The sequence below is a fragment of the Labrys wisconsinensis genome (genome assembly GCF_030814995.1).
GTDB lineage: Bacteria > Pseudomonadota > Alphaproteobacteria > Rhizobiales > Labraceae > Labrys > Labrys wisconsinensis.
The window spans coordinates 55,997-80,540 of the sequence record NZ_JAUSVX010000028.1 but is presented as its reverse complement, the minus strand read 5'-3'; the positions used below and the strand labels follow the sequence as shown (position 1 = coordinate 80,540).

19 protein-coding genes and 1 pseudogene are annotated in these 24,544 nt (G+C 71.5%); 6 read left to right on the top strand and 14 right to left on the bottom strand.

Annotated elements, in window-relative coordinates:
- Positions 1–19 precede the first annotated feature (19 nt).
- The 3 genes from QO011_RS40040 (at position 20) to QO011_RS40030 (ending at position 3,759) form a co-directional block, all read left to right on the top strand.
- Positions 20–586 carry a biliverdin-producing heme oxygenase gene (locus tag QO011_RS40040; protein ID WP_307285581.1) on the top strand — a complete coding sequence of 189 codons (567 nt, stop codon included), beginning with the start codon at positions 20–22 and terminating at the stop codon, positions 584–586.
- Positions 583–2,712, top strand: coding sequence for a histidine kinase dimerization/phosphoacceptor domain -containing protein (locus tag QO011_RS40035; protein ID WP_307285578.1), 2,130 nt, complete (start codon positions 583–585; stop codon positions 2,710–2,712). The genes QO011_RS40040 and QO011_RS40035 overlap by 4 nt, the downstream gene beginning before the upstream one ends.
- A 90-nt stretch (positions 2,713–2,802) precedes the next feature.
- Complete coding sequence (locus QO011_RS40030; protein WP_307285576.1) at positions 2,803–3,759, top strand: arginine deiminase family protein; 957 nt, start codon at positions 2,803–2,805, stop codon at positions 3,757–3,759.
- A 279-nt stretch (positions 3,760–4,038) separates the two neighbouring features.
- Here the strand turns inward: QO011_RS40030 and QO011_RS40025 are convergent, their stop codons facing one another.
- From QO011_RS40025 to QO011_RS40015, 3 genes are all read right to left on the bottom strand, one after another.
- Positions 4,039–5,595: a phenylacetate--CoA ligase family protein gene (locus QO011_RS40025; protein ID WP_307285573.1), complete on the bottom strand. Its 1,557-nt coding sequence runs from the start codon at positions 5,593–5,595 to the stop codon at positions 4,039–4,041.
- Entirely contained in the window at positions 5,586–6,608 is a 1,023-nt protein-coding gene (locus QO011_RS40020; RefSeq protein WP_307285571.1) for a nitroreductase family protein, read from the bottom strand. The genes QO011_RS40025 and QO011_RS40020 overlap by 10 nt, the downstream gene beginning before the upstream one ends.
- Before the next feature lie 157 nt (positions 6,609–6,765).
- The gene (locus QO011_RS40015; protein ID WP_307285568.1) at positions 6,766–7,788 is read right to left on the bottom strand and encodes a cupin domain-containing protein; all 1,023 of its coding nucleotides are present in this window, start codon (positions 7,786–7,788) and stop codon (positions 6,766–6,768) included.
- 272 nt (positions 7,789–8,060) lie between these two features.
- Between QO011_RS40015 and rsgA the strand changes: the two genes are divergently transcribed.
- Positions 8,061–9,137 (top strand): ribosome small subunit-dependent GTPase A, encoded by a 1,077-nt coding sequence (gene rsgA, locus QO011_RS40010; protein WP_307285566.1) that lies wholly within the window; start codon positions 8,061–8,063, stop codon positions 9,135–9,137.
- 158 nt (positions 9,138–9,295) lie between these two features.
- On the opposite strand, the gene QO011_RS40005 is transcribed toward rsgA, so the two are convergent.
- From QO011_RS40005 to QO011_RS39980, 6 genes are all read right to left on the bottom strand, one after another.
- A complete protein-coding gene (locus QO011_RS40005; RefSeq protein ID WP_307285562.1) occupies positions 9,296–9,679 on the bottom strand; it encodes a response regulator in 384 nt (127 codons plus the stop codon).
- A 139-nt stretch (positions 9,680–9,818) separates the two neighbouring features.
- Positions 9,819–10,829 carry an ATP phosphoribosyltransferase gene (gene hisG / locus QO011_RS40000; protein ID WP_307285560.1) on the bottom strand — a complete coding sequence of 337 codons (1,011 nt, stop codon included), beginning with the start codon at positions 10,827–10,829 and terminating at the stop codon, positions 9,819–9,821.
- Positions 10,826–11,944 (bottom strand): ATP phosphoribosyltransferase regulatory subunit, encoded by a 1,119-nt coding sequence (locus QO011_RS39995; protein WP_307285557.1) that lies wholly within the window; start codon positions 11,942–11,944, stop codon positions 10,826–10,828. Before QO011_RS39995 ends, hisG begins: the two co-directional genes overlap by 4 nt.
- 324 nt (positions 11,945–12,268) lie before the next feature.
- Positions 12,269–14,137 (bottom strand): tetratricopeptide repeat protein, encoded by a 1,869-nt coding sequence (locus QO011_RS39990; protein ID WP_307285555.1) that lies wholly within the window; start codon positions 14,135–14,137, stop codon positions 12,269–12,271.
- Positions 14,138–14,289: 152 nt separating this feature from the next.
- Positions 14,290–15,780, bottom strand: coding sequence for a histidine--tRNA ligase (gene hisS / locus QO011_RS39985; RefSeq protein WP_307285552.1), 1,491 nt, complete (start codon positions 15,778–15,780; stop codon positions 14,290–14,292).
- Positions 15,781–15,893: 113 nt separating this feature from the next.
- Positions 15,894–16,595: a helix-turn-helix transcriptional regulator gene (locus QO011_RS39980; protein ID WP_307285550.1), complete on the bottom strand. Its 702-nt coding sequence runs from the start codon at positions 16,593–16,595 to the stop codon at positions 15,894–15,896.
- A 118-nt stretch (positions 16,596–16,713) separates the two neighbouring features.
- Between QO011_RS39980 and QO011_RS39975 the strand changes: the two genes are divergently transcribed.
- Both QO011_RS39975 and QO011_RS39970 read left to right on the top strand, forming a co-directional pair.
- Positions 16,714–17,346 carry a LysE family translocator gene (locus QO011_RS39975; protein ID WP_307285546.1) on the top strand — a complete coding sequence of 211 codons (633 nt, stop codon included), beginning with the start codon at positions 16,714–16,716 and terminating at the stop codon, positions 17,344–17,346.
- A 143-nt stretch (positions 17,347–17,489) separates the two neighbouring features.
- Entirely contained in the window at positions 17,490–19,049 is a 1,560-nt protein-coding gene (locus QO011_RS39970) for a cation:proton antiporter (protein ID WP_307285544.1), read from the top strand.
- A gap of 47 nt (positions 19,050–19,096) precedes the next feature.
- Here the strand turns inward: QO011_RS39970 and QO011_RS39965 are convergent, their stop codons facing one another.
- From QO011_RS39965 to QO011_RS39945, 5 genes and pseudogenes are all read right to left on the bottom strand, one after another.
- Positions 19,097–21,328, bottom strand: coding sequence for a putative bifunctional diguanylate cyclase/phosphodiesterase (locus QO011_RS39965; protein ID WP_307285542.1), 2,232 nt, complete (start codon positions 21,326–21,328; stop codon positions 19,097–19,099).
- A gap of 81 nt (positions 21,329–21,409) precedes the next feature.
- A pseudogene (locus QO011_RS39960) lies at positions 21,410–22,592 on the bottom strand (MFS transporter).
- Between the two features lie 95 nt (positions 22,593–22,687).
- Positions 22,688–22,960, bottom strand: a complete 273-nt coding sequence (locus tag QO011_RS39955; RefSeq protein WP_307285539.1) for a hypothetical protein — start codon at positions 22,958–22,960, stop codon at positions 22,688–22,690.
- A gap of 92 nt (positions 22,961–23,052) precedes the next feature.
- Positions 23,053–24,138, bottom strand: coding sequence for a DNA topoisomerase IB (locus tag QO011_RS39950; RefSeq protein ID WP_307285536.1), 1,086 nt, complete (start codon positions 24,136–24,138; stop codon positions 23,053–23,055).
- A gap of 71 nt (positions 24,139–24,209) precedes the next feature.
- Entirely contained in the window at positions 24,210–24,401 is a 192-nt protein-coding gene (locus QO011_RS39945; protein ID WP_307285533.1) for a hypothetical protein, read from the bottom strand.
- Between the last annotated feature and the right edge of the window lie 143 nt (positions 24,402–24,544).

The following is a 24,544-nucleotide window of genomic DNA, read 5'->3' as shown; positions in this document are numbered from 1 at the left end:
AGGTAACGAGGATGCCGATTTGAACCGTGACGACGAGGCAGCGCGCCGGGTGCCGGCTCTCGAAGGCATGCGGAACGCGACGCGCGAGACCCATCGCCGTCTGGAGGAGCGGTTGGACGCGGTGCGGCGCTTCGCCGAGTGCGCCAGCCGCGAGGCCCTGATCCGGCGCTACGCCGCCCTGCACGTGCCCGCGGACGCGGCGCTGGCCGAGGCCCTCGAGCCGGTGGCTGGTCTTGAGTTCGGCGCGCGCAGCCGCGCCCATCTGCTCAGCCGCTTCGTCGGCGAGGCGCCGGCCTTCCCGCGCCCGCGCAGCCGCGCGGAGGCGCTGGGCCTGCTCTATGTCCTCGAAGGCTCGACGCTCGGCGGCCGCGCCATCTTGCACGCCCTGGCCCGGCAGGGCGTCGCCGACCCGGATCTCGCCTTCCTCGATCCCTATGGTGCCGCGACCGGCGCGCGCTGGCGCAGCTTCCTGTCGGTGCTGGAGCGCGAGACCGAGGGCGATGCCGAGCGCGTCGGCGAGGCGGTTTTCGGCGCGGTCCGCGGCTTCGACCATGCCGAGCGCGTCCTGTGCGGAAGCCCGGCGTGAGCGACGACCTCGATCTCGCCGCCTGCGATCGCGAGCCGATCCACATCCCCGGATCGATCCAGCCGCATGGGCTGATGCTGGTGCTCGACCCCGCCACCACGGCGGTGCGGCAGGGCGCCGGCGACATCGAAGGCCGCCTCGGCCGCGCGGATTGGATCGGCCTGCCCTGCGCGGAGCTGCTGGGCGCCGCGACCGCCGCGGCCGTGGCAGCCGCCGAGCGGGGCACGCTGCGGCAGGTCGCGGTGCCCGGCGGGGCCGAGAGCTTCGACGGCGCCTTCCATCGCGCCGGAGACGCCGTGATCGTCGAGCTCGAGCCGGCCGCTTCCGCCGCCTCCAGCGCCGCGCTCCTGCCGCAGCTGGAGGCGGCGGCCGCCGCCTTCGAGCGGGCGGCCGACCTCAGGCAGCTCTGCGCCGTCGCGGCGGTCGAGTTCCGCCGCCTGATCGGCTACGACCGCGTGATGGTCTACCAGTTCCTGGAGGACGATGCCGGCGTCGTCCTCGCCGAGGACGCAGCGGCAGGCCAGCGTTCCTTTCTCAACCACCATTTTCCGGCCGCCGACATTCCGCGGCAGGCGCGGGCGCTCTACGTCCGCAACCTCGTGCGCGTCATTCCGGACGTCGCCTACCGGCCGGCGCCGCTGGTGCCTGCTGCCCGGCCGGCCGCCGAGCCGCTCGATATGAGCGACTGCGCCTTGCGCAGCGTCTCGCCGGTGCATGTCCAGTACCTGAAGAACATGGGCGTCGCCGCCTCCGCCTCGATCTCGATCGTCAAGGACGGCGTGCTCTGGGGCCTGATCGCCTGCCACAGTGCCGCGCCGCGCCTGGTCGGCGCCGACCTGCGCGCCGCCTGCCGCGCCCTGGCGGGCGGCCTGTCGCGCCAGATCAAGGCGCGGGAGGAGACCGACGCCTATCGCGAGCGGGTGCGGCTGCGCACCCATGAGGATCGCATCGTCGATCTGCTGCTGCGCCAGGGATCGCTGGACGCGGCGATCTCCCATCATCTCGGCGACATCATGGCGATGCTCGACGGCGACGGCGTCGCGGTGCTGCGTGGCCGGGAGGTGGTGACGGGCGGACGCTGTCCCGCCGAGGACTCGGTGCGCAGGCTGGCGGCCTGGGTGATCGCCAAGCCGGGCCAGCCGGTCTTCGCCAGCAGCACGCTCGTCGGTCACTATGCCCTGCCGGACGCGGAGCAGGGTCTGGCGGGCGGCGTGCTGGCCGTCGTCCTCTCGGCGAGCGAGCCCTGGGTGGTGCTCTGGTTCCGGGCGGAGGAGGTCGAGGTGGTCAACTGGGCCGGCAATCCGCACAAGGCGGCGATGACCGCCGCGGGCGGCACGCTCAATCCGCGCGCCAGCTTCGAGGCCTGGACGGAGATGGTCAGGGGGCGGGCGCGTCGCTGGACCATCCCCGAGGTCGAGGCCGCCGGCCGCCTCTGCGTCGCCGTGATGAACGTCTGGCAGACCCGGCGCATCCAGGATCTCAACCGCCAGCTGCTGACGACGGTCGAGCAGAAGGAGGCGCTGCTCCAGCAGAAGGAATTCCTGATCGGCGAGATCAACCACCGCGTCCAGAACAGCCTGCAGCTCGTCTCCAGCTTCCTGTCGATGCAGGCGCGCGAGAGCGCGGATGCGGCGCTGCAGGCGGCGGTCGGGGAAGCGCGCCGGCGCATCGCCGCGGTGTCGCTGGTGCACCGGCGCCTCTACCGGTCCGACCAGCTCGAGACCATCGATGCGGCCCGCTACCTCGATGAGCTGCTCGACGACCTCGTCGCCTCGATCGGCGAGGACTGGGGCCGGCATCTCGTCCGCGACCTCCAGCCGATCATGCTGCCGAACGACCGGGCCGTCGGCCTCGGCCTGGTGCTGACCGAGCTCGTCATCAACGCCAACAAGTACGCCTATGGCGGCGCCCCGGGACCCCTGCGCGTCACCCTGGCCGAGGACAGGAACCTGTTCCGCCTGATCGTCACGGACGAGGGCGCGGGACGCGGCACGGCCCGCAGCGGCTTCGGCAGCCGGCTGATCGAGGGGCTGGTCCGCCAGCTCGGCGGCACGCTGGACTATGACGACACCCAGCCGGGCACAAGGGCGACGCTCACCGCGCCGATCGAGGCGGTGCGGACATAGGCGAGGGTGCGCTAACCATTCATCAAGATCAGCACCCTAGGTTTCGGCGTTCCAATTGCAGTGTCGGCGCAAGATCGCAGGGAGATCGTCTTGCTCACGGACGTGCACGATTTCTCCGAATACCACGTGCCGCCGCGCCGGATCCTGATGCATCACCCGCGGCACGGGGCGTCTCTCGAAAATCTTTCCAGGGATCGTCTCGCCGAGCTCAACTTCCTCGACCTGCCGCACCCAGACGAGCTCTATGCCGAGTATGACGGCTTCGCCGCGCTGGTCGGCAGCCATGTCGAGACGATCTTCCTGGAGGACCTGCTCGGCGATCACGAGCCCTATCGCCTGGAGGCGGCGGCCAACCCGAACCTGATCTTCATGCGCGACAGCAGCGTGACCCTGCCCTGGGCGCCGTCGGCCTTCATCCCGGCCCGTCCGGCGCTGGCGAGCCGGGCCCGGGAGGCGGACGTGGTCGGCAGGGCGCTCGAGCACCTCGGCATGAGGGCGCTCACGCGTTTCGAGCACGACGAATATCTGGAGGGCGGCGACCTCCTGCCGGTCACCTTCGACGGCAAGCGCGTGCTGCTGATCGGCTTCGGCGTCCGCACCACGAAGGCCGCAGCGATCAAGCTGGCGCTCGACCTCATCCCCGAGCATGCCGACGCCATCATCGGGCTCTCGCACGATCCCGACCTGCTGCATCTCGACACCGGCTTCACCGTCCTGCCGAACAAGGTGATCCTGGCGGCCGCGGGCATGTTCGGCTCCGGCTTCCTGATCGACCGGGACCGGCGGCTCAGCCCGGTCGACCCCCTGTCCTACGCCGAGGCCCTCGGCTGCTCGATCATCCGCTGCGACAAGGCCGATGCCATCGCCCATGAGCGCTGCAACCTGCTGCCGCTGGGCCGGCGCCGCTATCTCGCCTTCGACCTGCCGGCCGAGCTCAAGGCGGCCCTGGAAGAGGCGGCCGACGTGACCATCCAGCTGGTCAAGGGCACCGAGATCGCCAAGGCGACCGGCGGGGTCCATTGCCTGACCCGGCCGCTCTATGGTTAGGGATTTGTCGGCGAATAACTGAATCAAACGCGACGTCAGCCGATCCCCTCCGCCTTGCGGGGAGGGGCAAGGGGTGGGGGTCCATCAGAACAGGGCTCAGCGCTCGTTACAGCGTGCCCTTTACCATCCGATCCGCGTCGTTCTGCACGACCCCCACCCTTTATCCCTCCCCGCAAGGGGGAGGGAAGGCCCAGGCGTCGAGCACCGACCGATAGGAACGCCGTCTGGCCCCACCGCGATTCAATTCACTTACTCCCCGACGATGCCTGAGAGAGGCCCCTACAGGCTGTCGTACTTGATCTTCGAGGCGACATATTCGTTCTTGAGCCGGCGCTGGCCGCCCTCGAACGGTCCGGTGTTGAACGCGTGGACCCTCAGCGCCGGCATGTTCTCCGGCGTGGCGGTGCGCTTCCAGGCGTTGAGGAAGTCGCCGTTCATGGCGGCGAGCCGGGTGAACACCTTGTCCTGCAGCTCGTCGAGCGGCAGGGGCAGGCTCGCCTCGGCGGCGAGCTCGACCGCGACCTCCATGCGCTTGTTGTGCGCCTGGTCCTCATAGGAGATCAGCCGGAACGTGCTGAGCACCGGCGCCAGCACGTCGAGCCCGAACAGGATCTCGCGCAGGCTGTCGGGCGTGACCTTGGCGCCGTAATACTCGATCGACATGTCGGAACGGCCATAGATGAACAGCAGCGGCAGGTCGAGGACGCGCCCGCTGGTCTTCAGCACGTCCTCCAGGCCGAGCTCGCGCAGGATGCGCCGGAGCTCGCCGAAGCGCAGGACATGGCCGCGGTCGTGGATGTTGTACCGGATCTTCGGCGAGATGTTGTACGGCCGGGAGATGGTCGCCACCAGCTCGCCCCTGGTGTTCTCCTCAAGGTAATAGGCCAGCGGGTTGTACTGGAACACCATCGGCGTGACGCCGTACTCCGTCCGGATGATCGCCTGGCGCAGCCGCTCGTCGGCCAGCAGCGCGCGGCGCAGCTTGATGGTCAGCTCGCTCTCCAGCGCCATGTTGACCTCGAGATCCGAGGCCCCATAGCTGCCGATCACCCGCTGGAACTTCTTGAGGAGGTAGTCGCGCAGGCTTTCCGAGATGCCCTCGCCCCCGAAGGCGCCATCGACCTTGAAGCGCGACCAGTCGAGGCGCGGGTCGTCGGCGAGCGTCTTCAGGAAGGGCGGGTAGCCCATCACGACATAGCGGAAGCGCGGGCCGAACTCGTGGATCGTGGCGATGATCTTGTCGAGGTTCGGCCCGGTCGACTTGAGGATGGTCGTGTCGGTGAGCGAGATCGCGACGTTCATGCCGGTGGCCCAGGCGCCCAGGGCGAAGGCGTTGAGCACGAACAGGGTTTCCGCCTCGCCGGTGATGCGCAGGAACGTCATCTGCATCATCTGCTTGGTGATCTGCCGCTCGGTCCGGCCGCGCACCCAGCTCGTCGGCGTGCCGCTGCTGCCCGAGGATTCGTCGACCATCACGCCGGCCGACGGCAGCTTGCCCCCCAGCAGCCGCTCCTCCTGCGGGTACTTCTTGATATAGGACTCCTTGTCCATCTCCGGGATCGAGGTGAGGTCCGGCTTGGTGACGTGGTCGAGCCGGATCTCCGGCCTGCCGCCGAGACCGTCGATATAGTGGCGGTAGGCCGGCACCCGGCGATAGGCGTGGTAGAAATTGGCCCAGGCCCGCCAGGCGCCGAGGCCCCAGCGGATGCGCTCGAAGCCGGGGACCAGCAGGATCCTGTAGGCGTGGCGCGACGAGGCGAAGGCCCGCTCCACGCCGTTCACCACCGCGACCAGAAAGAGGAAGAACGGCCTGACCGTGCTCTTGATCAGCCGCATAGGACGATATCCTCGAAGGGCAGCCGCCGGCTGATCGGCGGCGGGGCGCTCTTGCCGAGCCGCAGCAGCAGCCAGACCGCGTCCGCCCCGCCTTTCTCGTCCGGCATGTCGAAATAGCGGATCATGTTGGTCCGCGCCTCGTCCGAGGTGATGACGGAGCCGTAGGGCTGCCAGTGATAGCCGTGCCGGGCGACGATCAGCCAAAGCCGGATCATGGTCGTGCCGGCACGGAACCAGTCTTCCATGGTGACATAGGGGCCGCGGAGCCAGCCGACTGTGCCGACCCCCTTCATGCTGCGCCGATAGAGCGCGCCGACGAGGCTGCGGATGCCGGGCAGGGTCCAGAAGCCGGGCCGGGTGAAGAAGCTGCGCAGCAGCGGGGCGGAAAAGCCGAGGCAGCGCGCCGACAGGCCGTCGCCGGTGATGTCCTCCTCGCGCGTGCCGAAGCGCAGCCAGCGCACCAGTTCCCGGCGGATCGGCGCGTTCAGCATGTCGTGGAACAGCGCCTGCCGGTTGAGCTCGACCACCCAGCGGATCGCCTCGCCGTCGTTGCGCGCTTCGAAGCGGTGGCCGGTGCGCGCGGCCTCGGCCTGCATCTCCGCCAGTAGCGCCTCGGGGATGGGATGGCCGTCATAGGGCAGGCGCGAGGTGTGGCGGGCCAGGATCAGCGCGGGATCGAGATCGGCGACGGCGCCGTCCGCCGGGCGCAGGGTCAGGCGTGCGATGACCTGCGGCGTCTCGGTATCGCCGTCGCGATACATCGGCACGAAATCGGTCCGCTGCTCAAGCTCGAAGCCGAGGCCATGCGCCGCGATGGTGCACAGCTCGACGAAGATGCCGGCCGTCAGCCAGGTGAAGCGGCCATGGGGGTCGGCGACCCAGAGCCCGCGTCGCGGCAGGAAGACGACCTCGGCCTCGGTCTCGCTGCGGATGCGCAGCCGGAACGGCTGGGTGTTGTGCGGGCTCGGGCACGCCGCCGCATGGCGAGCGATGCTTCGCCAAGGTGTGTCCATCGCCTGTGCGCTGCTCTCGGCCAAAGGGGCCCCCGATGTCCCGGCATCGGCTTGCGAGGTAGCAGAGAAGAGATACCGGAGCGTTAGGACAGATGCCTAACGATTCTTTGTGCGCTCCGGTCTTCGGCGCGCCGGGCCGCGATGCGCGCGCCTTTGGTCACTCCGCCTCGCCGTCCCAGTATCCCCGCACCACCGCCATGTCGAACACCCCGTCGCGCCGCTGCAGGCCGGCGACCGCCATCTTGTTGGAGTCGGGATAGACGCAGACGTCGGCCGGGTTGCGCTGGCCGATCATGAGATAGCGGCAGGGGCCGCTGCCGCTGTTCATCAGGGAATGGCCGACCGGCAGGCCGGCGGGGAAGCAGGCATAGTCGCCGGGCCGCATCACATGGCGCTCCTCGCCGAGCAGCAGCGTCGCCTCGCCTTCGAGGATCAGCGCATGCTCCTCCTCCAGCATGTGGTAGTGGCGCGGTGCCAGGCGCCGGCCGGGGGCGGGGGATTCGATCAGCACGCCCACGCGGTAGTCCGCGCCCACGGCGGCGTAGGTCAGGTGTTTCGCATGTCCGCCGAAGCGCGGGCCGGCATCCGTCTCCTCCCAGGGCACGGCGTCCGAGGCGATCGGCGGATGCGGCGCTGCCGCCGGTTCGGGCGCGCCGGCCGGGGCGCCGGCGGGCGCAGGGATGCCCGGCGGCAGGCCCGTGTCCTCGCCGTCCCAGTAGCCGCGCGTCGCGGCGAGGTCGAGAATCGTCCGGCGCCCGAGAGCGCGCAGGAGCACCTTGTTGGAGTCGGGGTAGACCACGACCTCGTTCGGGTTGCTCTCGCCGATAATGACATAGCGGCAGGGCTCTTCGCCGCTGTTGATCAGGCAATGCGCCGCCCGCTGACCGGCGGGAAAGCAGGCATAGTCGCCGGCCGACATCGCGTGCCTGTCGGCGCCGAGGCGCAGGGTGAGCGAGCCTTCGAGGATGAAGACGTGCTCCTCCTCGAACACGTGCCAGTGCGCCGGCGCGGTCTGCTTGCCCGGCGGCAGCTCCTCGATGGCGACGCCGACGCGGTAGTCCGAGCCGAGCGCCGCGCGGCTGAGGTGCCGGTAGCGCACGCCGAAGCGCGGCACCGCGTTCCAGCCCTCCCAGGGCACGTCGTCCGAGGCGATCGGCGAGGAAGGTTCTGGGGTCGGCATGGCGGGCCTCCGCGTGTTGCGCTCCCGCCGTCTGCGGAGCGGCAAGCCGATCCTGGACCGGGACGGAGCGGGCTTCAACGGCGCCCACCCTAGTCTTGGCGCTCGTCCTCTGCTATGCCTGCCGGCCTCGGCCACGCCAGCAGGAAAGGAGCCAGGACATGATTGTCGTCGTCAACGCGCTCCGCTGCGCCGCCGTTCGGCTGCCCTGAATCAAGCGGGGGAGCTGCTTTCGGCCGGCGCCTGATTGGCTATCCGACCGAAAGAGATCCCAAGTGCTCGAACCCTATGGCTGGAGCTCCGCGCTCCAGAACGATTTTGCGCCGCATGCGGCGGCGGGGCTGGTCCCCGGCCGCGTCACCGTCCAGCAGCGCGGCCTCTATCGCCTGATCACCCCGTCCGGGGACCTCGCCGCCGGCCTGTCCGGCCGTCTCGCCTTCGAGGCCGAGGCGGGAGGCTATCCGGTCGCCGGAGACTGGGTGGCCGCTGCCGCCCGCCCGGCGGAGGGCACGGCGACCATCCAGGCCGTGCTGCCGCGCCGCACCCTGTTCCGGCGCCGGGCGGCCGGCCCCGGCGAACCCGCGGCGCAGGCCGTGGCGGCCAATGTCGACCTGGCGCTGCTGCTCGCCTCGTTCAACGCCGACTTCAACCTGCGGCGGCTGGAGCGCTATCTCGCCATCGCCTGGGAGAGCGGCGCCGAGCCCGTGGTGGTGCTGACCAAGGCCGACGCCGGCACCGATCCGGCGCGGGTCGTGGCGGCGGCGGAGAGCGTGGCGGCGGGGGCGCCCGTTCTCGCCGTCTCGTCCCTCACCGGCCAGGGCCTGGCGGCGGTGCGCGCGCTGATCCGGCCTGGCCGCACGGCCGTGCTGCTCGGCAGCTCCGGCGTCGGCAAGTCGACCCTGCTCAACGCTCTCGCCGGCGGGCCGGTGATGGCGACGCAGGCGATCCGCGAGCAGGATGCGCGCGGGCGCCACACCACCACGCATCGCGAGCTCGTGCTGCTGCCGGGCGGGGGGCTGGTGCTCGACACCCCCGGCATGCGCGAGCTCGGCCTGTGGGACGCGGAGAGCGGCGTCTCCGCCACCTTCGCCGATATCGAGGCGCTGGCGCAGCAATGCCGCTTCGGCGACTGCGCGCATGGCAGGGAGCCGGGCTGCGCCGTCCGGGCCGCGCTGGAGGAGGGCAGGCTCGAGGAGGCGCGGTGGCGCAGCTATGACAAGCTGCGCCGCGAGCTGGCGCATCTCGACCGCCGGGACGATCCGGTGGCGCGGGCCGAGGAGCGCCGGCGCTGGGCCCGCATCAGCAAGGCCCACCGCGGCGGCCCGGCCAAGCGGCGCTGGGACGAGGATTAGAGCAAAGCGCGTTTGGACGGAAACGCTGCTTTGCTCTAGCTCCTTGTTTCGACGCGTCTTTGCGATGCTTGGCGATTCCGCCAAATCGCAAAACGCTTTGGGCGGGCTCGGAAACGCCCTGAAGGGGCAGGCGGTCGCCGATCGGGCGCGGCGGCCGCCTATGCCCGCCCCGCCACCCGGGCGATCGCGTGCTCGAGGTCGGGCACGTTGAAGGGCTTGGAGATGCGCGGGCGGTCGCGCCAGGCCTCGTCGATGTCGCGCTCGTCATAGCCGGTGACGAACAGGAAGGGGATGCCGCGCTCGTCCAGCATGGCGGCGATGGGATAGCTCGGCGTGCCGCCGAGATTGACGTCGAGGATGGCAAGGTCGATCGGGCCGGGCGCGGCGGCGAGGAAGCCGCGGGCCGCCTCCAGGCTCGACAGGTTGCCGGCGACGGTGCAGCCGAGGTCCTGCACCATGTCCTCCAGCAGGAGCGAGAGCAGCGCCTCGTCCTCGACGATCAGAATCCGCACCCCGGCGATCGCGCTCTCGTCCTCGCTCATCGCCCCTCCATCGGCTCCGGCCCGGCGGGCCAGCGCGCCGGGCCTGTCACCATAGCGTGTCCGACCGGCTTCGGCAGCCTCGCATGCCGCCGCACCGGCGCCAACAGGGACGAGCCCGGCCGGCGGTGCGGCGCGCCGCTCAGCCGGCCCGGGCGCCGTCCGCGGCAGGGGTCGGCCCGAGCCCCGCCTCGAGCTTTTGCATCAGCGCGTTCTCCGGCTCGAACACGAAGTCGAGGGTCGAGACCGAGATGGTGTGGGCGCCCCGTGCCGCCAGCCAGTCGGCCAGGGCGTAGATCGTCGCAGCCGGCGCGTGCAGCGTCAGCGGCTGACCGGCGGCTGGCGGGCCGAAGGGAGCGCCGGCGCCGAAGCGTCCGGCAAGGTCCGCGAGCAGCGGCTCGTCCGCCTCGGCGAGGGCGCAGCGCACTTCGCGCGTGGCCGCGGCGCGGGCCTGGGCGGCGATGCGCGCCAGCACGGCCGCGGCGCCGGCGCGGGCGCGGGCGCCCCAGGGCGCCGACAGCGAGCCGACGAGGTTCGCCTCCGAGCGCAGGATGATGCCGTCCTCCAGCACCTTCAGCGCATTGGCGGCGAGCGTGGCGCCGGTCGTGGTGATGTCGACGATCAGGTCGGCGGCGCCGGAGGCGGGCGCGCCCTCGGTGGCGCCGAGGCTCTCGACGATGAGATAGTCGGCGACGCCGTGGCCGGAGAAGAAGCCGCGCGTCAGGTTGACGTACTTGGTGGCCACCCGCAGCCGCCGGCCGTGGCGCTGGCGAAAGCTCGCGGCGACGTCCTCCACGTCCATCATGCCGCGCACGTCGATCCAGGCCTGCGGCACCGCCACCACCACGTTGGCCTGGCCGAAGCCGAGCGGCTCGATCATGAGGACGCGCTCGTCGGCGCGCGGGATGGTCTCGCGCACCAGGTCCTCGCCGGTGACGCCCATGTGGATGGCGCCGGAGGCGAGCTGGCCGGCGATCTCGGAGGCGGAGAGGAACAGCACCTCCACGTCGTCCATGCCGGCCACCGCGCCGCGATAGTCGCGGGCGCCGCGCTCCTGCACGAACCGCATGCCGGCGCGGCCGAAGAAGGCGGCGCAGTTCTCCTGCAGGCGGCCCTTGGAGGGAATGCCGAGCAGCAGCGGAGAGTCGGTCATGGCGTCTCTCCCGCGAACCGATCGAGCCAGATCGAGCAGCCCACGGCCGGGATCGGCGCCGGCGCCCCCAGCCGCGTCATCAGCCGGTCGTAGCGCCCGCCGCCGACGAGCTGCGGGCCCTCGGGCCGTGCCGGGTCGTGCAGCTCGAACACGAAGCCGGTATAGTAGTCGAGTCGGCGGCCGAAGGCGGTGGAGAACTTCACCGCGCCGACGTCGACGCCCTGCGCGGCGAAGAAGCCGGTGCGCCGGTCGAAGGCGTCGAGCGCCGCGCCGAGGTCGAGCCTGGCGTCGGCGGCGATCGCCCGGAGCGCCGCCGAGGCGCTGTCCGGGTCGCCGGCCACGGCGAAGAGGCGCCTGGTCAGCGCCACGGTCTCGGCCGGGATGCCGCCGCCCGAGGACAGCGCCGCCTGCTCCAGGAAGCGGTCCGCCACCTCGTCGACCGTGCGCCCGCCCACCGGCTGGATGCCGGCGATCGACAGGAGGTCGGCCACGGCCGCGCGCGCGGCGCCGGGATCGGCGCCCTCGAGCGCGGCGAGGAAGCCGGCATAGGCGGCCGCGCCGTTCTTCGGCGTGGTCTCGCCGAGGCGGGCGAGATCGGCGTCGAGGTTCTTCACCCGCAGCACGTCGTTGGCGAGCTGCCGGCGCCAGACCGGCGGCAGGGCGAGGGCGTCGAGCATGGCGGTGACGATGCCGGCATCGCCCATGCGGATCTCCGGGCTCTCCAGCCCGAGCGCCTGCACCGCCTCGATCGCCAGGCCCAGCATCTCCGCATCGGCGGCTTCGAGGTCGGTGCGGCCGAAATTCTCGAAGCCCGCCTGGGCGAATTCGCCCGGCCCGTCGGTGCGGAAGCGAAACACCGGACCGCGATAGGCGTAGGCGCCGACCGCGCCGGCGGCGGCGTGCTTGAGATGGTGCAGCGAGACCGGAATGGTGAAGTCAGGCCTCAGGCAGAACTCGCGCCCTTCCGCATCGGTGGTCAGGAAGGCGCGGCGACGCATGTCCTCGCCGAGCAGGTCGAGGAACAGGTCCGCCGGCTGCAGGATCGGCGGGTCGAGCGGCTCGTAGCCCGCGCGCTCGGCGAGCGCGTCGAGGGCGGCATAGGAAGGGTCAGGCATCCCGGCATTCCGCTGGCGGGAACGTCCCGCCGGTCGCGGGTTCTCTAGCAGGCAGCGGCGCGCCGCGCGATGGGAAAGCGGGGTTTGACTTAATTGCGCTCTTGGCATGACGATCGCACCACCCGCGGCCGTCATGGGCGGACTGGATCCGCCCATCCACGCGAACTCAGGTTGCGCAGGGAAGGGCTCGGACCGATGGAGCATCAGAACGCGCAGCCGTCGCGATCGCGTGGATGGCCGGGTCAAGCCCGGCCATGACGGAACCGTGGCGCTAAGAACCGTGACTGTCGCACCAACCGCGCGATGGCGACCGTGCGATGCGCCTCAATCCCCCGCCAGCCAGGGCGCGGTGGCGTCGAGCGGGAGCTCCTCGTCGCCCCCGCCCTCCGCCGAGCGCGATTCCTCCGGGATGCCGGCCAGGCGCAGCCCGTCGAGGAAACGGTCGAGATAGGGGCCGTCGAGATTGTGGATCGAATCGATCATCCGCCGGATGCTGAGATCGGGATGGGCCGCGAACAGCTGCTGCGCCGCGCTGCGCGCCAGGTCGAGGTCGCCGGCATGGGCGGCTGACGTGGCGAGCAGGCGGTTGGCCCACACCATGCCGGGCCGGTCGTTCAGCGCCTTCTGCGCCCAATGGATGGCGGCGGCATAGTCTTCCAGGATGAAATGGCAGGTGCCCAGGCCCCCGAAGGCGTTGAACAGCACCGGGTCGTCCGGGCTTAGCGCCACCGCGTGCTCGAGGGCGCGGATGCCCTCGCGCGGCTTGCCGGAATAGGCCAGCGCATAGCCTTGCCGCGTCCAGGCCCAGGCGAAGGTCGGATCGAGCGTCAGCGCCCGCTCGATGAACTGCAGCGGCCGCGACTGGTCGACCTGCAGCAGGGACAGCGTCGCGCCGATGGTGGTGAAGACGAGGGCGTCGGGCTCGGTGGTCTGGGCGGCGCGCTCGGCGAAGCCGATGGCCAGCGCCTTGTCGCGCGCCGGATTGTCGGACCACATGTAGGCGACGTGCTGGGCGAGGCACCAGCCCTTGAGCCCGAGCGCCAGCCCGTGCCGGGCGTCGACCGCCAGCGCCTGGGTGAGCAGCTCCAGCGCGCGGGCATTGTCCTCGCGCCGATGCGCCCAGAAATAGGGCATCGCCCGCAGGGTCAGGCTGCGCGTCAGCCGCTCGCCACCGGCCTGGGCCTGGGCCCGGGCGATCTCCGCCGAGCGGATGATCGGGTGCAGGGCGCCGGCAATGCGCGTGGCGATGTCGTCCTGCAGGGTCAGCGCATCGGCCGCGGTGCCGTCGATGCGGCCGGACCACAGATGCGCCCCGCCTTCGGCCTCGATGAACTGCGCCGTGATGCGCAGCCGGTCGCGGCTGCCGCGCAGGCTGCCTTCGACGACGTAGCGCACGCCGATCTGGCGCACCAGGGCGCGGACGTCGGTCGCCCGGCCCTTGTAGGTATAGGCGGTGTTGCGGGCGACGACGCGGATGTCGCGCAGGCGCGCCAGGGTCGCGGTGATCTCCTCGACCGCGCCGTCGGCGATCGGCTCCAGCGCGGGGTCGCCGGTCAGGTTGTCGAAGGGCAGGATCACCAGGAGCGGCCTGGGGTCGCCGAGATGGGTGTCGCCCTCCAGGTCGGGCGCGAGCAGCTGGGCCGAGGTCGGCCGCATCTCGGGCAGGGCGACGCCGGGCGGCGCCCACATCCAGGCCTCGACCGGGTAGGGCACGCTGCGCAGGGTGAACAGCCCCGCCGGCTTGAACGCCGTCGCCGGCTCGCCGATCAGCTGCCAGCGCACGGAATGGGTGATGGCGATGCCGCCGGGCGGCGAGACCTCCTGCATGCGGGTGGCGAAGCCGATGGCGGCGCCGAACCGGTCGGTGTCGGCGACGATCACGTCGGCCAGCACGATGGCGGCGCGCACCCAGATCGGCGCCCGGCGCCGGGCGGCGTTGCGCCGCGCCATGGCGCTCTGGAAGCCCATGGTCCATTCGACGGCGTCGAGCACGCTCTCGAACTCGACGAGGGCCCCGTCGCCCATGGTCTTGATCACGGTGCCGGCGAACTTGGGCAGGGTCTCCAGGCCGAGGCGCCGGTAGATCACGCCGAGCTCGCTCAGCGTGCGCACTTCGTGGCCGCGGATGAGCGAGGAATAGCCCGCTACATCCAGGGCCACCAGCACGGTCAGGCGGCGGCGCGCGCGCTCCATGACTTGGCCTTGTTCCCCTGCAGCCTCGTCCGATCGGAGCCCTGCCGCCGCGCCGGCGGGCACAATGAGCCGCGGCCGCACGGCGGCCGATGCGTCATCCGACCAATTGTCCCCAGAATAGCCGAGAAAGCATCACATGTCTGTGATTCTTGTTACACAACCCCGATGGAAACCAGCATTTGACGCACGGCGTTCACGAGATCGTGACGTGGCACCACGCGCTGGGCCACCCGGGCCTCGCGCCATTGCGTGTTGTCGGCGATCTCCTGCGCCATCCGGGCGCCGAGATCGAGGTCCTTCAGCTGCACCTCGCCGCGCGCCGCCTCGTCCGAACCCTGGATGATGGCGATCGGCGCCTGGCGCCGGTCGGCATATTTGAGCTGCGCCTTCATGCCGGAGCCGCCGAGATAGACCTCGGCGCGGATGCCGGCGGCGCGCAGCTCGCCGGCCATGGCCTGGTACTCGGCCAGGCGCTCGCGGTCCATGACGCAGACCACCACGGGCCCGCGCGCGCCCTCGGTCTTGACGCGCCCGAGCACGGTGAGGGCGTCGAGCAGGCGCGACACGCCGACGGAGAAGCCCGTCGCCGGCGTCGGCTCGCCGCGGAACCGCGCCACCAGGCCGTCATAGCGCCCGCCGCCGCCGACCGAGCCGAAGCGCACCGGCCGGCCTCCCTCGTCCTTCACCTCGAAGCCGAGCTCCACCTCGTAGACCGGCCCGGTATAATATTCGAGGCCGCGCACCACCGAGGGCTCGATGCGGATGCGATCCTCGCCATAGCCGGCGGCCTTCGCCAGCCGGTCGATCTCGGCGAGCTCCTCGACCCCGGCGAGGCCCGTGGCCTGGCCGGCGACGAGCCGGCGCAGCGCCTCGATGGTGTCGGCCCCGCCGGTGCCGGCCGTATCGACATAGGTGAGCACCGTGGCGATCGCCGCCTCGTCGAGCTCGGCGCCCTTGGTGAAGGCGCCGCTCTCGTCGAGCCGCCCGGCGCCGAGCAGCAGCCTGACGCCTTCGGGGCCGAACTTGTCGAGCTTGTCGATCGCCCGGAGCACGTTGAGCCGGCGGCCGGCATTGGCCTCGCCGCCGAGGCCGATCGCCTCCAGCACGCCGTCCAGCACCTTGCGGTTGTTGACCTTGACCACATAGGAGCCGCGCGGGATGCCGAGGCGCTCCATCGTGTCGGCCGCCATCATGCAGATCTCCGCATCGGCGGCGACCGAGGCTGCGCCGACCGTGTCGGCGTCGAACTGCATGAATTGGCGGAAGCGCCCCGGGCCCGGCTTCTCGTTGCGGAAGACATAGCCGACGCGATAGCTGCGATAGGGCTTGGGCAGCGTCTCGAAATTCTCGGCGACGTAGCGGGCCAGCGGCGCCGTCAGGTCGTAGCGCAGCGACAGCCACTGCTCGTCGTCGTCCTGGAGCGAGAACACGCCCTCGTTCGGCCGGTCCTGGTCGGGCAGGAACTTGCCGAGCGCGTCGGTATATTCGACGAAGGGCGTCTCCACCGGCTCGAAGCCGTAGAGCTCGTAGACCTGCCGGATCGTCTCCACCATCGCCCGCGTGGCGTCGATCTCGGCGGCGTTGCGGTCGATGAAGCCGCGTGCGACGCGTGCCTTCAGTTTCTGCGTCTTGTCGGCAGCCATGGCCCGGGTCCCATTGTCCGTTGTTCGCAGGCTGCTTAGTCAGCCCGTCGCCACGCGTCAATGCGAGGCGGACCCGAGGGCTGCGTGACGGAAGGGGAAGCCGTCCCGGCCGCTCAATCGGCCGCGGCCGCCGGCCCGCTCGTCCACCCCGCGACCCATTGCCGGCGCAGATCATCGCCCTCGCCGCGGAAGAAGTCCTCGGCGAGGGCGCTCGCCTCCACCCGGTCGGCGCGGAAATTGCGCAATGCCGCGCGCAGCTCGCACCAGGCGACGATGGTGGCCGTGGCGGAATAGTAGATCAGCGCCAGCGGGCGGATGCGCCGCCGCGTGCGCCGGCCGGGATCGTCGCGATAGGCGATGTCGAGCTTCTGCTCATCGCGGATGGCGCGGCGCACCAGGGCGAGGTCGATGCCCTCGGGCGCCGGCGCCACCGAGCCCCAGGCGTGCAGCGCCGTGCCGTCGAGCGTGCGGCGCAGCGGCGGCGGCACGGCGCCGGCGATCTTCTGGCCCACCCGCCGCGCCGCCTGCTTGAGCTCGCCGTCGCCGGTGCGCTCCAGCAGCGCCAGGGCCAGCACGATCGCCTCGGTCTCCTCGATCGAGAACATCAGCGGCGGCAGGGTGAAGCCGGGCCGCAGGATGTAGCCGATGCCGCGCTCGCCCTCGATCGGCACCCGCATCGCCTGCAGGGCGGCGATGTCGCGGTAGATCGAGCGCTGCGTCACCTCGAGGCTCTCGGCGATGCGGGCGGCCGTCACCGGCGCCCGCGCCAGGCGCAGGATCTGGATGATCTCGAACAGGCGCGCCGCCTTGCGCATGAGCCCTCGTCACAACTGACACGACCTTGTCAGTTGGGGTTTCGTATCACCTCGCCATCCCTTTGAAAAACCACGATGTCGCCGCGGCCACGCGCCGCGGCGCAGGGCGGCAACTGACATGACCTATGCTGAGAATCTCTGGCTTTTCCTGGCCCTCCTGTTCGGCATCATCATCGTGCCGGGCATGGACATGCTGTTCGTCCTCGCCAATGCCCTCACCGGCGGGCGCCGCGCCGGGTTGACGGCCACGGCCGGGATCATGCTCGGCGGGGCGGTGCACACGCTGTTCGGCGCGGTCGGGGTCGGCGTGCTGCTGCACTGGATCCCGTCCCTGTTCACGCTGATGCTGTTCGCCGGCGCCGCCTACATGGCCTGGATCGGCCTGACCCTGATCCGCAGCGCCATCGAGGTCGGTGCCGTGGGCGCCTCGACGACACGCTCGGCCGCGGTCGCCTTCCGCCAGGGGGCGGTGACTTGCCTCATCAATCCCAAGGCCTATCTCTTCGTGGCGGCGGTCTATCCGCAATTCATCAAGCCCCAGTACGGCGCCCTCTGGTCCCAGGCGCTCGTCATGGGCATGATGACCGTGGCGATGCAGCTATGCATCTATGGCGGGCTGGCGCTCGCCGCCGGCAGGAGCCGCGACCTTCTCGTGTCGAACCCGCGCGCCACCCGTTCCATCGGCCGGGCCGCGGGCGTGCTGTTCGTCGTGGTCGCGGCGCTGACGGCCTGGCACGGCTGGCGCGGCTAAGCAGGTTCACCCGAACCTGCTTACACTTGGCAGTCTGAGCAGCATTGATTTTGCATGGAGAATGCAAAATCAATTCGCGGCTCAAGCCGCGAGAAGCTGCTTGGAGCGACGGCGCGCGCCTGCCGCGGGACTGGGGAGCAGGCATGCAGACCTTCGAGTGGATCATCGGCCTCCTGCTCGCCGCCGTGCTGCTGGCGGCGCTGGCACGGCGGATCGGCGTGCCCTATCCCACCTTCCTGGCCATCGGCGGCGCCTGCCTGGCCGTGCTGCCGGTCGGTCCCGCCTGGACGCTGGAGCCGGAGCTGGCGCTGGCCCTGTTCGTCGCGCCGGTCCTGCTCGATGCCGCCTATGATTCCTCGCCGCGGGACATGCGCGCGAACTGGCTGCCGATCGCCAGCCTGGTCGTCGTCGCCGTCGGCATCACCACCGCGGTGGTGGCGGTGGTGGCGCGCTGGCTGGTGCCGGACATGCCCTGGGCTGTCGCCATCGCCCTCGGCGCCATCGTCGCCCCGCCCGACGCAGCGGCGGCGATCACGGTGCTGCGCCAGGTGAGGCTGCCCTACCGCATCCTCAAGGTCCTGGAGGGCGAAAGCCTGCTCAACGATGCCGCCGCGCTGCTGGTCTACCGCCTCGCGGTCGGCGCCGCGCTCGCCGGCGACTTCTCCCTGCGCGACGTCGCGCCGGCCTTCATCCTCGGCGTCATCGGCAGCCTCATCGCCGGTCCGGTGCTGGCCTGGGTCATGACGCGTGTCATCGCCCGCTTCAGCGACGCTCCGACATCGATCATCCTGCAGTTCGCCGGCACCTTCGGCGTCTGGATCCTGGCCGAGCGCATCGGGCTCTCCGGCATCCTCACCATCGTCAGCTACGCCATCACCGTGGCCAGGACAGCACCGCTGCGCACCCCGGCGCGGCTGCGGGTGCCCTCCTATGCCGTGTGGGAGACGGTGGTGCTGGTGCTCAACGCCTTCGCCTTCGTGCTGATCGGCCTGCAGCTCGGCCCGATCTGGGATCGGCTCGCTCCGGCCGAGCACCTGCCCTCGGCGCTGTTCGCGCTGGCGGTGCTCGCGGCTGTCATCGCCGCGCGCTTCGCCTGGGTGATGAGCTACGGCGCGATGATGCGGACCGCCATCGCCGCCTTCGGCTCGTCCGCGGCCCGGCCCACGGTCCGCGGCGGCCTCGTCGTGTCGTGGACGGGCATGCGCGGCATCGTCACGCTGGCCGCCGCCTTCGCCCTGCCCGAGGCGCTGCCGGACGGCACTCCCTTCCCGTATCGGGACCTGATCCTGCTCACCGCTTTCGGCGTCGTGCTCGGCACCCTGGTCGTGCAGGGCCTGAGCCTCAGGCCGCTGATCGCGGCCCTCGACCTCGGCGACGGCAATGTCCTGGCGCGGGAGGTCGGCCAGGCCCGCGCCGAGGCCTACAAGGCGGCCCTGGCGACGATCGAGGGCGAGGAATCGCTCGATGCGCGCATGCTGCGCAAGGAATATGCGCGCCTCCTGGCGCAGGCCGACGACCACCCCGAGGGCAGGGCGCCGTCGGAGCTGCCGGCCGATTTCCTGCGGCGGCGGGCCATCGACGCGGCTCGCCGCCGCGCCAACGAGCTGCGCATGCGCGGCGAGATCGGCGACGACGCCTTCCACATTCTCGAAGAGGAATTCGACTGGGCCGAGCTCAGCGCCCAGACCACGCGCGAGGCCTGATCGGCGGGACGGACCGATGCCGCCTCGCCGTCGTGCCTTCCGGCCGCTCAGGCTGAGGCGCGGTGGGTGTGTTCGAGCGGCGGCGGCGGGCCGCCCGCGGCGGCCGGCGCCTGGGCCTGCACCAGCCCGGCGATCACGGCCTGGTCGCGCGGCGGGGAGGCGTAGAAGCCCTGCACCTCGTCGCAGCCGTCCAGGCGCAGCAGCATCAGCTGCTCGGCCGTCTCCACGCCCTCGGCGGTGACCGACATGCCGAGCGCCTTGCCGAGGCCGAGGATCGACTGGACGATGGCGCGCGAGCCGCGCGTCGTCGCCATGTCGGCGACGAACTGCTTGTCGATCTTGATGGCGTCGAAGGGAAAGCGTCTGATGTAGCCGAGCGAGGAATAGCCGGTGCCGAAATCGTCCAGCGCCAGCCGGACGCCGAGCCGCTTCAGCGCGGCCAGGGTGTCGCGGGCCCGGTCCGTGTCTTCCAGGAGGACGCCTTCGGTGAGCTCGAGCTCGAGCCGGTCCGGCGACAGGCCGGTCTCCCGCAGGGCGCGCTCCACCGTCGCCGTGAGGTCGCCCGAGCGGACCTGAGCCGGCGAAACATTGACGGAGACGCCGATCGTCCCCCATTGCACCGCGGCGGCGCAGGCCGTGTGCAGCACCCATTCGCCGAGCGGCACGATCAGGCCGATCTCCTCGGCCAGCGGGATGAACTCGGCCGGGCGGACCAGCCCGCCCGACGGCGCCAGCCAGCGGACCAGCGCCTCGGCGCTGGTGATGCGCATGGAATGGGCGTCGAAGCGCGGCTGGTAGTGCAGCACGAACTCGCCGCGCTGCAGGGCGCGCCGGAGGTCGGCCTCGAGCACCCGGCGGCTGGCGATGTGCTCGTTCATCTCGGGCGCGTAGAAGCGGTAGGTGCCGAAGCCGTCGCGCTTGGCCTGGTAGAGCGCGAGGTCGGCGACGCGCAGCAGCTCCTCCGCCGAACGGGCATCGCCAGGCGACAGGGCGATGCCGATCGAGGCGCCGACGCTGAGCTCGCAGCCCTCGTGGACGATCGGCGCCGCCAGGTCGCGCTGCAGGCGCTGGCAGAACCGCTCGACCTCGTCGTCGGTGCGGTCGAGCAGCGCCGCGGCGAATTCGTCGCCGCCGAGGCGGGCCGCCAGGTCGTGCTCGTGCACCAGCTTGCGCAGGCGATGGGCGACCTCGCCGAGCACGACGTCGCCGGCGCGGTGGCCGAGCGAATCGTTGATCGGCTTGAAGCGGTCGAGGTCGATGGAGAGCAGGCAGACGCGCCGGCCGGTCGCCAGCATCTCCTGGAGGTGGCGCGACAGGCTGGCGCGGTTGGGCAGGCCGGTGACCGCGTCGTGCAGAGCGAGATGGCGCATCTGCTCCTCCGCGTCCGCCAGCCGGGAGGCGCCCTCCGAGATGGTGCTGGCTGCCTTGGCGGCGTGCTGGACCACGAGGATGACGAATCCCGCCAGCGCGGCGGCGGCGAGCGCCAGGCCGGGGAAGACCCGCCACAGCATGGCGCGGCCGGGCTGGTCCGGGGTCCAGCGCAGCGTGTGGGTGATGCGCCCGTCCGTCGTCGGCAGCGCGAGGTGCGGCGGCGCCGCTGCGTCGGCGGCGTCCCCGGCCAGCCGCAAGCGCGGGACGAACCATTGCTCGCCCAGCGCCGCGAGGGCGTCGTCGGACAGGCGCGCGCCGAACACCAGGATCGAGGGCGGGCCGGGAATGGCGCTGACGCTCGGGTCCGATCCGGTGGACAGGGCGGCCGCCCCGGCCAGGACCGGCCGGCCCGCGACGTCGAGCAGCCCGGTGACCGGCACGGTCTCGTTGGGCGCCACCGCCCCGGCCTTGTCGACCAGGAGCTGGAACCCGCCGCCGAGCGCAGGCATCGCGGCGGGCTCGGCGAGCTGGCCCTCCAGCACGCCGTAGACGATCCGGCCGCCCGGCGCCACGAGGAAGACGTAGTCGTACTTGAAGCCGGAATACAGGGGCGGTCCGACATTCTCCTGGTCATAGGCCCAGGCCGTGTCGAGCTTGACGTGCAGGTTCCGGTAGGCGGCGCCCCAGGCGGCATAGTCCTTCAGGGTGCTGGACATGGCCTGCGCGCGCTGCTCCAGCGACCGCCGGATGAACTGCTGCGACCGGGCGAGCTCGTCCTGATCCTGGGCGGCGGCGAGCTGCCAGAGCAGGGCGGCGGCGAGCACGAAGCCGAAGACGATCACGCTCACCACCGGCAGCACGACGCGGCGGCGGAATTCCAGGAAGAAGGAAGCGGACGACTTCGGCATTGCTCTGTCCGGGCGACGGGCGACCCTAGCGCCGGACAGGTTAAGAATGCGGTTCTCCGTACGAGAACAGCGCTGAGCCGGCTATTCCGTCGCCAGATAGATCAGCGCGACGAGCGGCAGGGCGCCGCCGATGGCGGAAGCGAGCATCCATCCGCCCTGGGCATAGGCCCAGCCGCCCAGGGCCGAGCCGATGGCGCCGCCGGCGAAGAAGGTCGCCATATAGAGCCCGTTGAGCCGGCTGCGGTGCTCCGCCCCGAGGGCGAAGATGGCGCGCTGGCCGAGGGTGACGTTGGCGGCGACGCCGAAATCGAGCAGGATCGCCGCCGCCGCCGAGCGCGAGCGGCGAGCCGGCCGGCGCGAGATGGGTCATGGCGAAGGCGCCGAGCACGGCCAGCATGGCGAGGACGGTCGCCGGGCGGCTCCAGCCGCGGTCCGCCACCCGGCCTGCGATCGGGGCGGCGATCGCCCCGGCGATGCCGGCGAGGGCGAACAGGGCGATGCCGCCCTGCGTGAGATGGAAGACCTCGGCCAGCAGCAGCGGCGTCGTGGTCCAGAACAGGCTGAAGGCGCCGAACAGGCAGGCGTGGTAGGCCGCCCGGCGCTGCAGCACCGGCGTCGTCAGGGCGAGGCGGCCCATCGAAGCCAGCAGGGCGCCGTAGCCCAGCCTCGAGGCCGGCCGGCGGGGCGGCAGCGTCAGGGCGAGCGTCAGGGCCAGCAGGATCATCACGCCGGCCGAGGCGACGAAGACGACGTGCCAGGAGGTGAGCTGCGCCAGGAAGCTCGCCGCCGGGCGCGCCAGCATGATGCCGAGCATCAGCCCGGCCATGACATTGCCGACCACCTGGCCGCGGATGGCGGCCGGCGCCATGTGCGCGGCGTAGGGGACGAGCACCTGGATCGCCACCGACGCGAGGCCGATGAGGAAGGCCGAAGCGAGGAAGGGGGCCGGATGGGTCGACAGCGCCGCACCCGAGAGCGCCAGGGCGGCGGCGCCGATCAGCGCCAGCACCAGGCGCCGGTTCTCGACGAGGTCGCCGAGCGGCACGATCAGGAGCAGGCCGAGGCCGTAGCCGGCCTGCGTCACCGTGACGACCAGCCCGGTGGCGGCGGGAGAAAGGCCGAGCGCCGCGCCGATCGGGCCGGCGAGGGGCTGGGCGTAGTAGACATTGGCCGCCAGCAGGCCGCAGGCCATGGCCAGGAGCAGGGTCAACCGGGCGGAGACGGGCCGCCGGTCGGCCGGGTCGTCGAGCGCTGCAGCGGTCATGATCGGATCTCGGGGGAGCTTCTGCAAGGCGGGGCGTCGCGCGGCCCCGAAGGGCGAAGCGTCGGCGCCATATTAGGAAGAGATCGTTTCCGAAATCAAGTGGGCGTGCCGCCCGACAACGCCTCGTCGTCCCGCTCCGCCGATGGGCAGCCCAGCCGGTCCAGGGCGAGGCGGACGATGGTCTCCGGGTCGCGCTCGCCCTGCTCGACGATCGACATGATGGTGCGGGCGAGGCGGACCTTGGCGATATCCGGCTGGTCCTCCACCCGCCCGGCCGCCAGCGTCGAGGAGAACGCCTTTGCCATGGCCTCGGCCATGATCGTCAGCTGATCGGGGTCGAAATAGCCGCGGGTATGGCCGTCGGTCATCGTCCTGTGCTCGCCGGAGATCGAGCATGTCCAACGTGCGCCGTGATCGAAGGTTCCCTCGAGGTGCCGGCCGCCGGCGGTCCGGGCCGGCCTCAACGCATGGAGACCAGGCGGCCGAGGGCGTTCTCCACCCGCCGCCGCAGCCGTGCGCCGCGCGCCGCCCGATAGGCGGCGGCAAGCGTCCCGCCGGCGAACGCGTCGACCACCACCGCATGCACATAGCTCTTGCGGGTCACGGCCGGGGTGTTGGCGAGGTGCTCGGCGACCATCCGCATCACGGCGGCCAGCTGCCGGCGCCGGGCTGCCTCGCTGGCGGCCGGCTCGATGGCGGCCAGGTGCTCCAGGGCCGCGGCGCTGCCGCCGAGCAGGCGGAAGTCCTTGGCGGTCACCGGCTTGCCGGCGACGCGCCGGAGATAGGCGTTGACGTCGGCGGCCGTGATCGGCCGCACCCGGCCGTCGGTGTCGCGGAACTGCAGCAGCCGGCGGCCCGGCAGGGTGCCGATGCGCTTCAGCGCCCGTGCCAGCTTCGGCTCGCGCATGCCGCTGCTGACGGTCTTGCCGCCCTTGCCGCGGAACGTCAGGTCGATGCGCTCGCCCCGGACCGCGGCATTGTGCTTGAGCAGCGTGGTGGCGCCGCGGCTGCCATGGGCCCTGGCATAGGCCTCGCAGCCTATGCGGATATGGGCCTCGTCGATCAGCGCCACCGCGCAGGCCAGCGCCTTGGTCCGATCGAGGCGGGCCGAGGCGAGATCGTGCCGCACCCTCGCCCGGATCCGCGGCAGCGCGTCGATCAGGGCGGCGAGACGGGAGACCTTGCGCTCCTCGCGCACCGCGTCCCAGTCGGGATGGTAGCGGTGCTGGATGCGCCCGGCCTCGTCGCGGCCGATCGCCTGGAGATGGGCCTGCATGTCTTCGGCGATGCGCACGTCGACATAGGCAGGGGGGATGGCGAGCGCGCGGATGCGCGACAGCACCCCCGCGTCGCGGACGATGCGGCCGGCGGCGTCGCGATAGCTGAACCCTTTGCCGGCTTGCCGGCGCGTGATCGTCAGCGCGTCGACGGCGACATGACGCAGCCCGGCGCGTCGCACCGCCTCCGCGAGGGCTCCGGCTGCCGCGGTGGCGGTCGAGCGGACGAGGATGGGCGCAGAATCCGGAAACTCGGCGGGCAGGGGCACGCTCATGCCCCTGGCAACGCCCGCGGCAGCGGTCTGTTCCCGGCCGTCCCGGTCCGGGGAGTGGGCCGCGTCTACTGCGCCAGTGCCTGCCGCTCGGCCAGCAGGTTCGCCAGCTTCGCCTCCTGGTCGGCGATCCGGTCCGCCAGGAGCGTCTCGCTCGCCGCGCCCGATGCGGCGGCGGCCTGCTCGGTCAGGTCGCGGATGTTCTCGCGCAGGGTCGCGATACGGGCGTCGAGTTCGGCGAGAGCTGCGAAATCGGCCATGGGCACCCCCTTCGGCGCCGGATCCGGACCCCGGCGGCAGGCATTGCATCGTCTTCAAGATAGGGCCGAAGCCCGCTCCGGCATAGAGCTTGCCGGGCGGCCCGGCCGCTCTATGTCACACCGGGTCGGATCCGCCCGGCCCG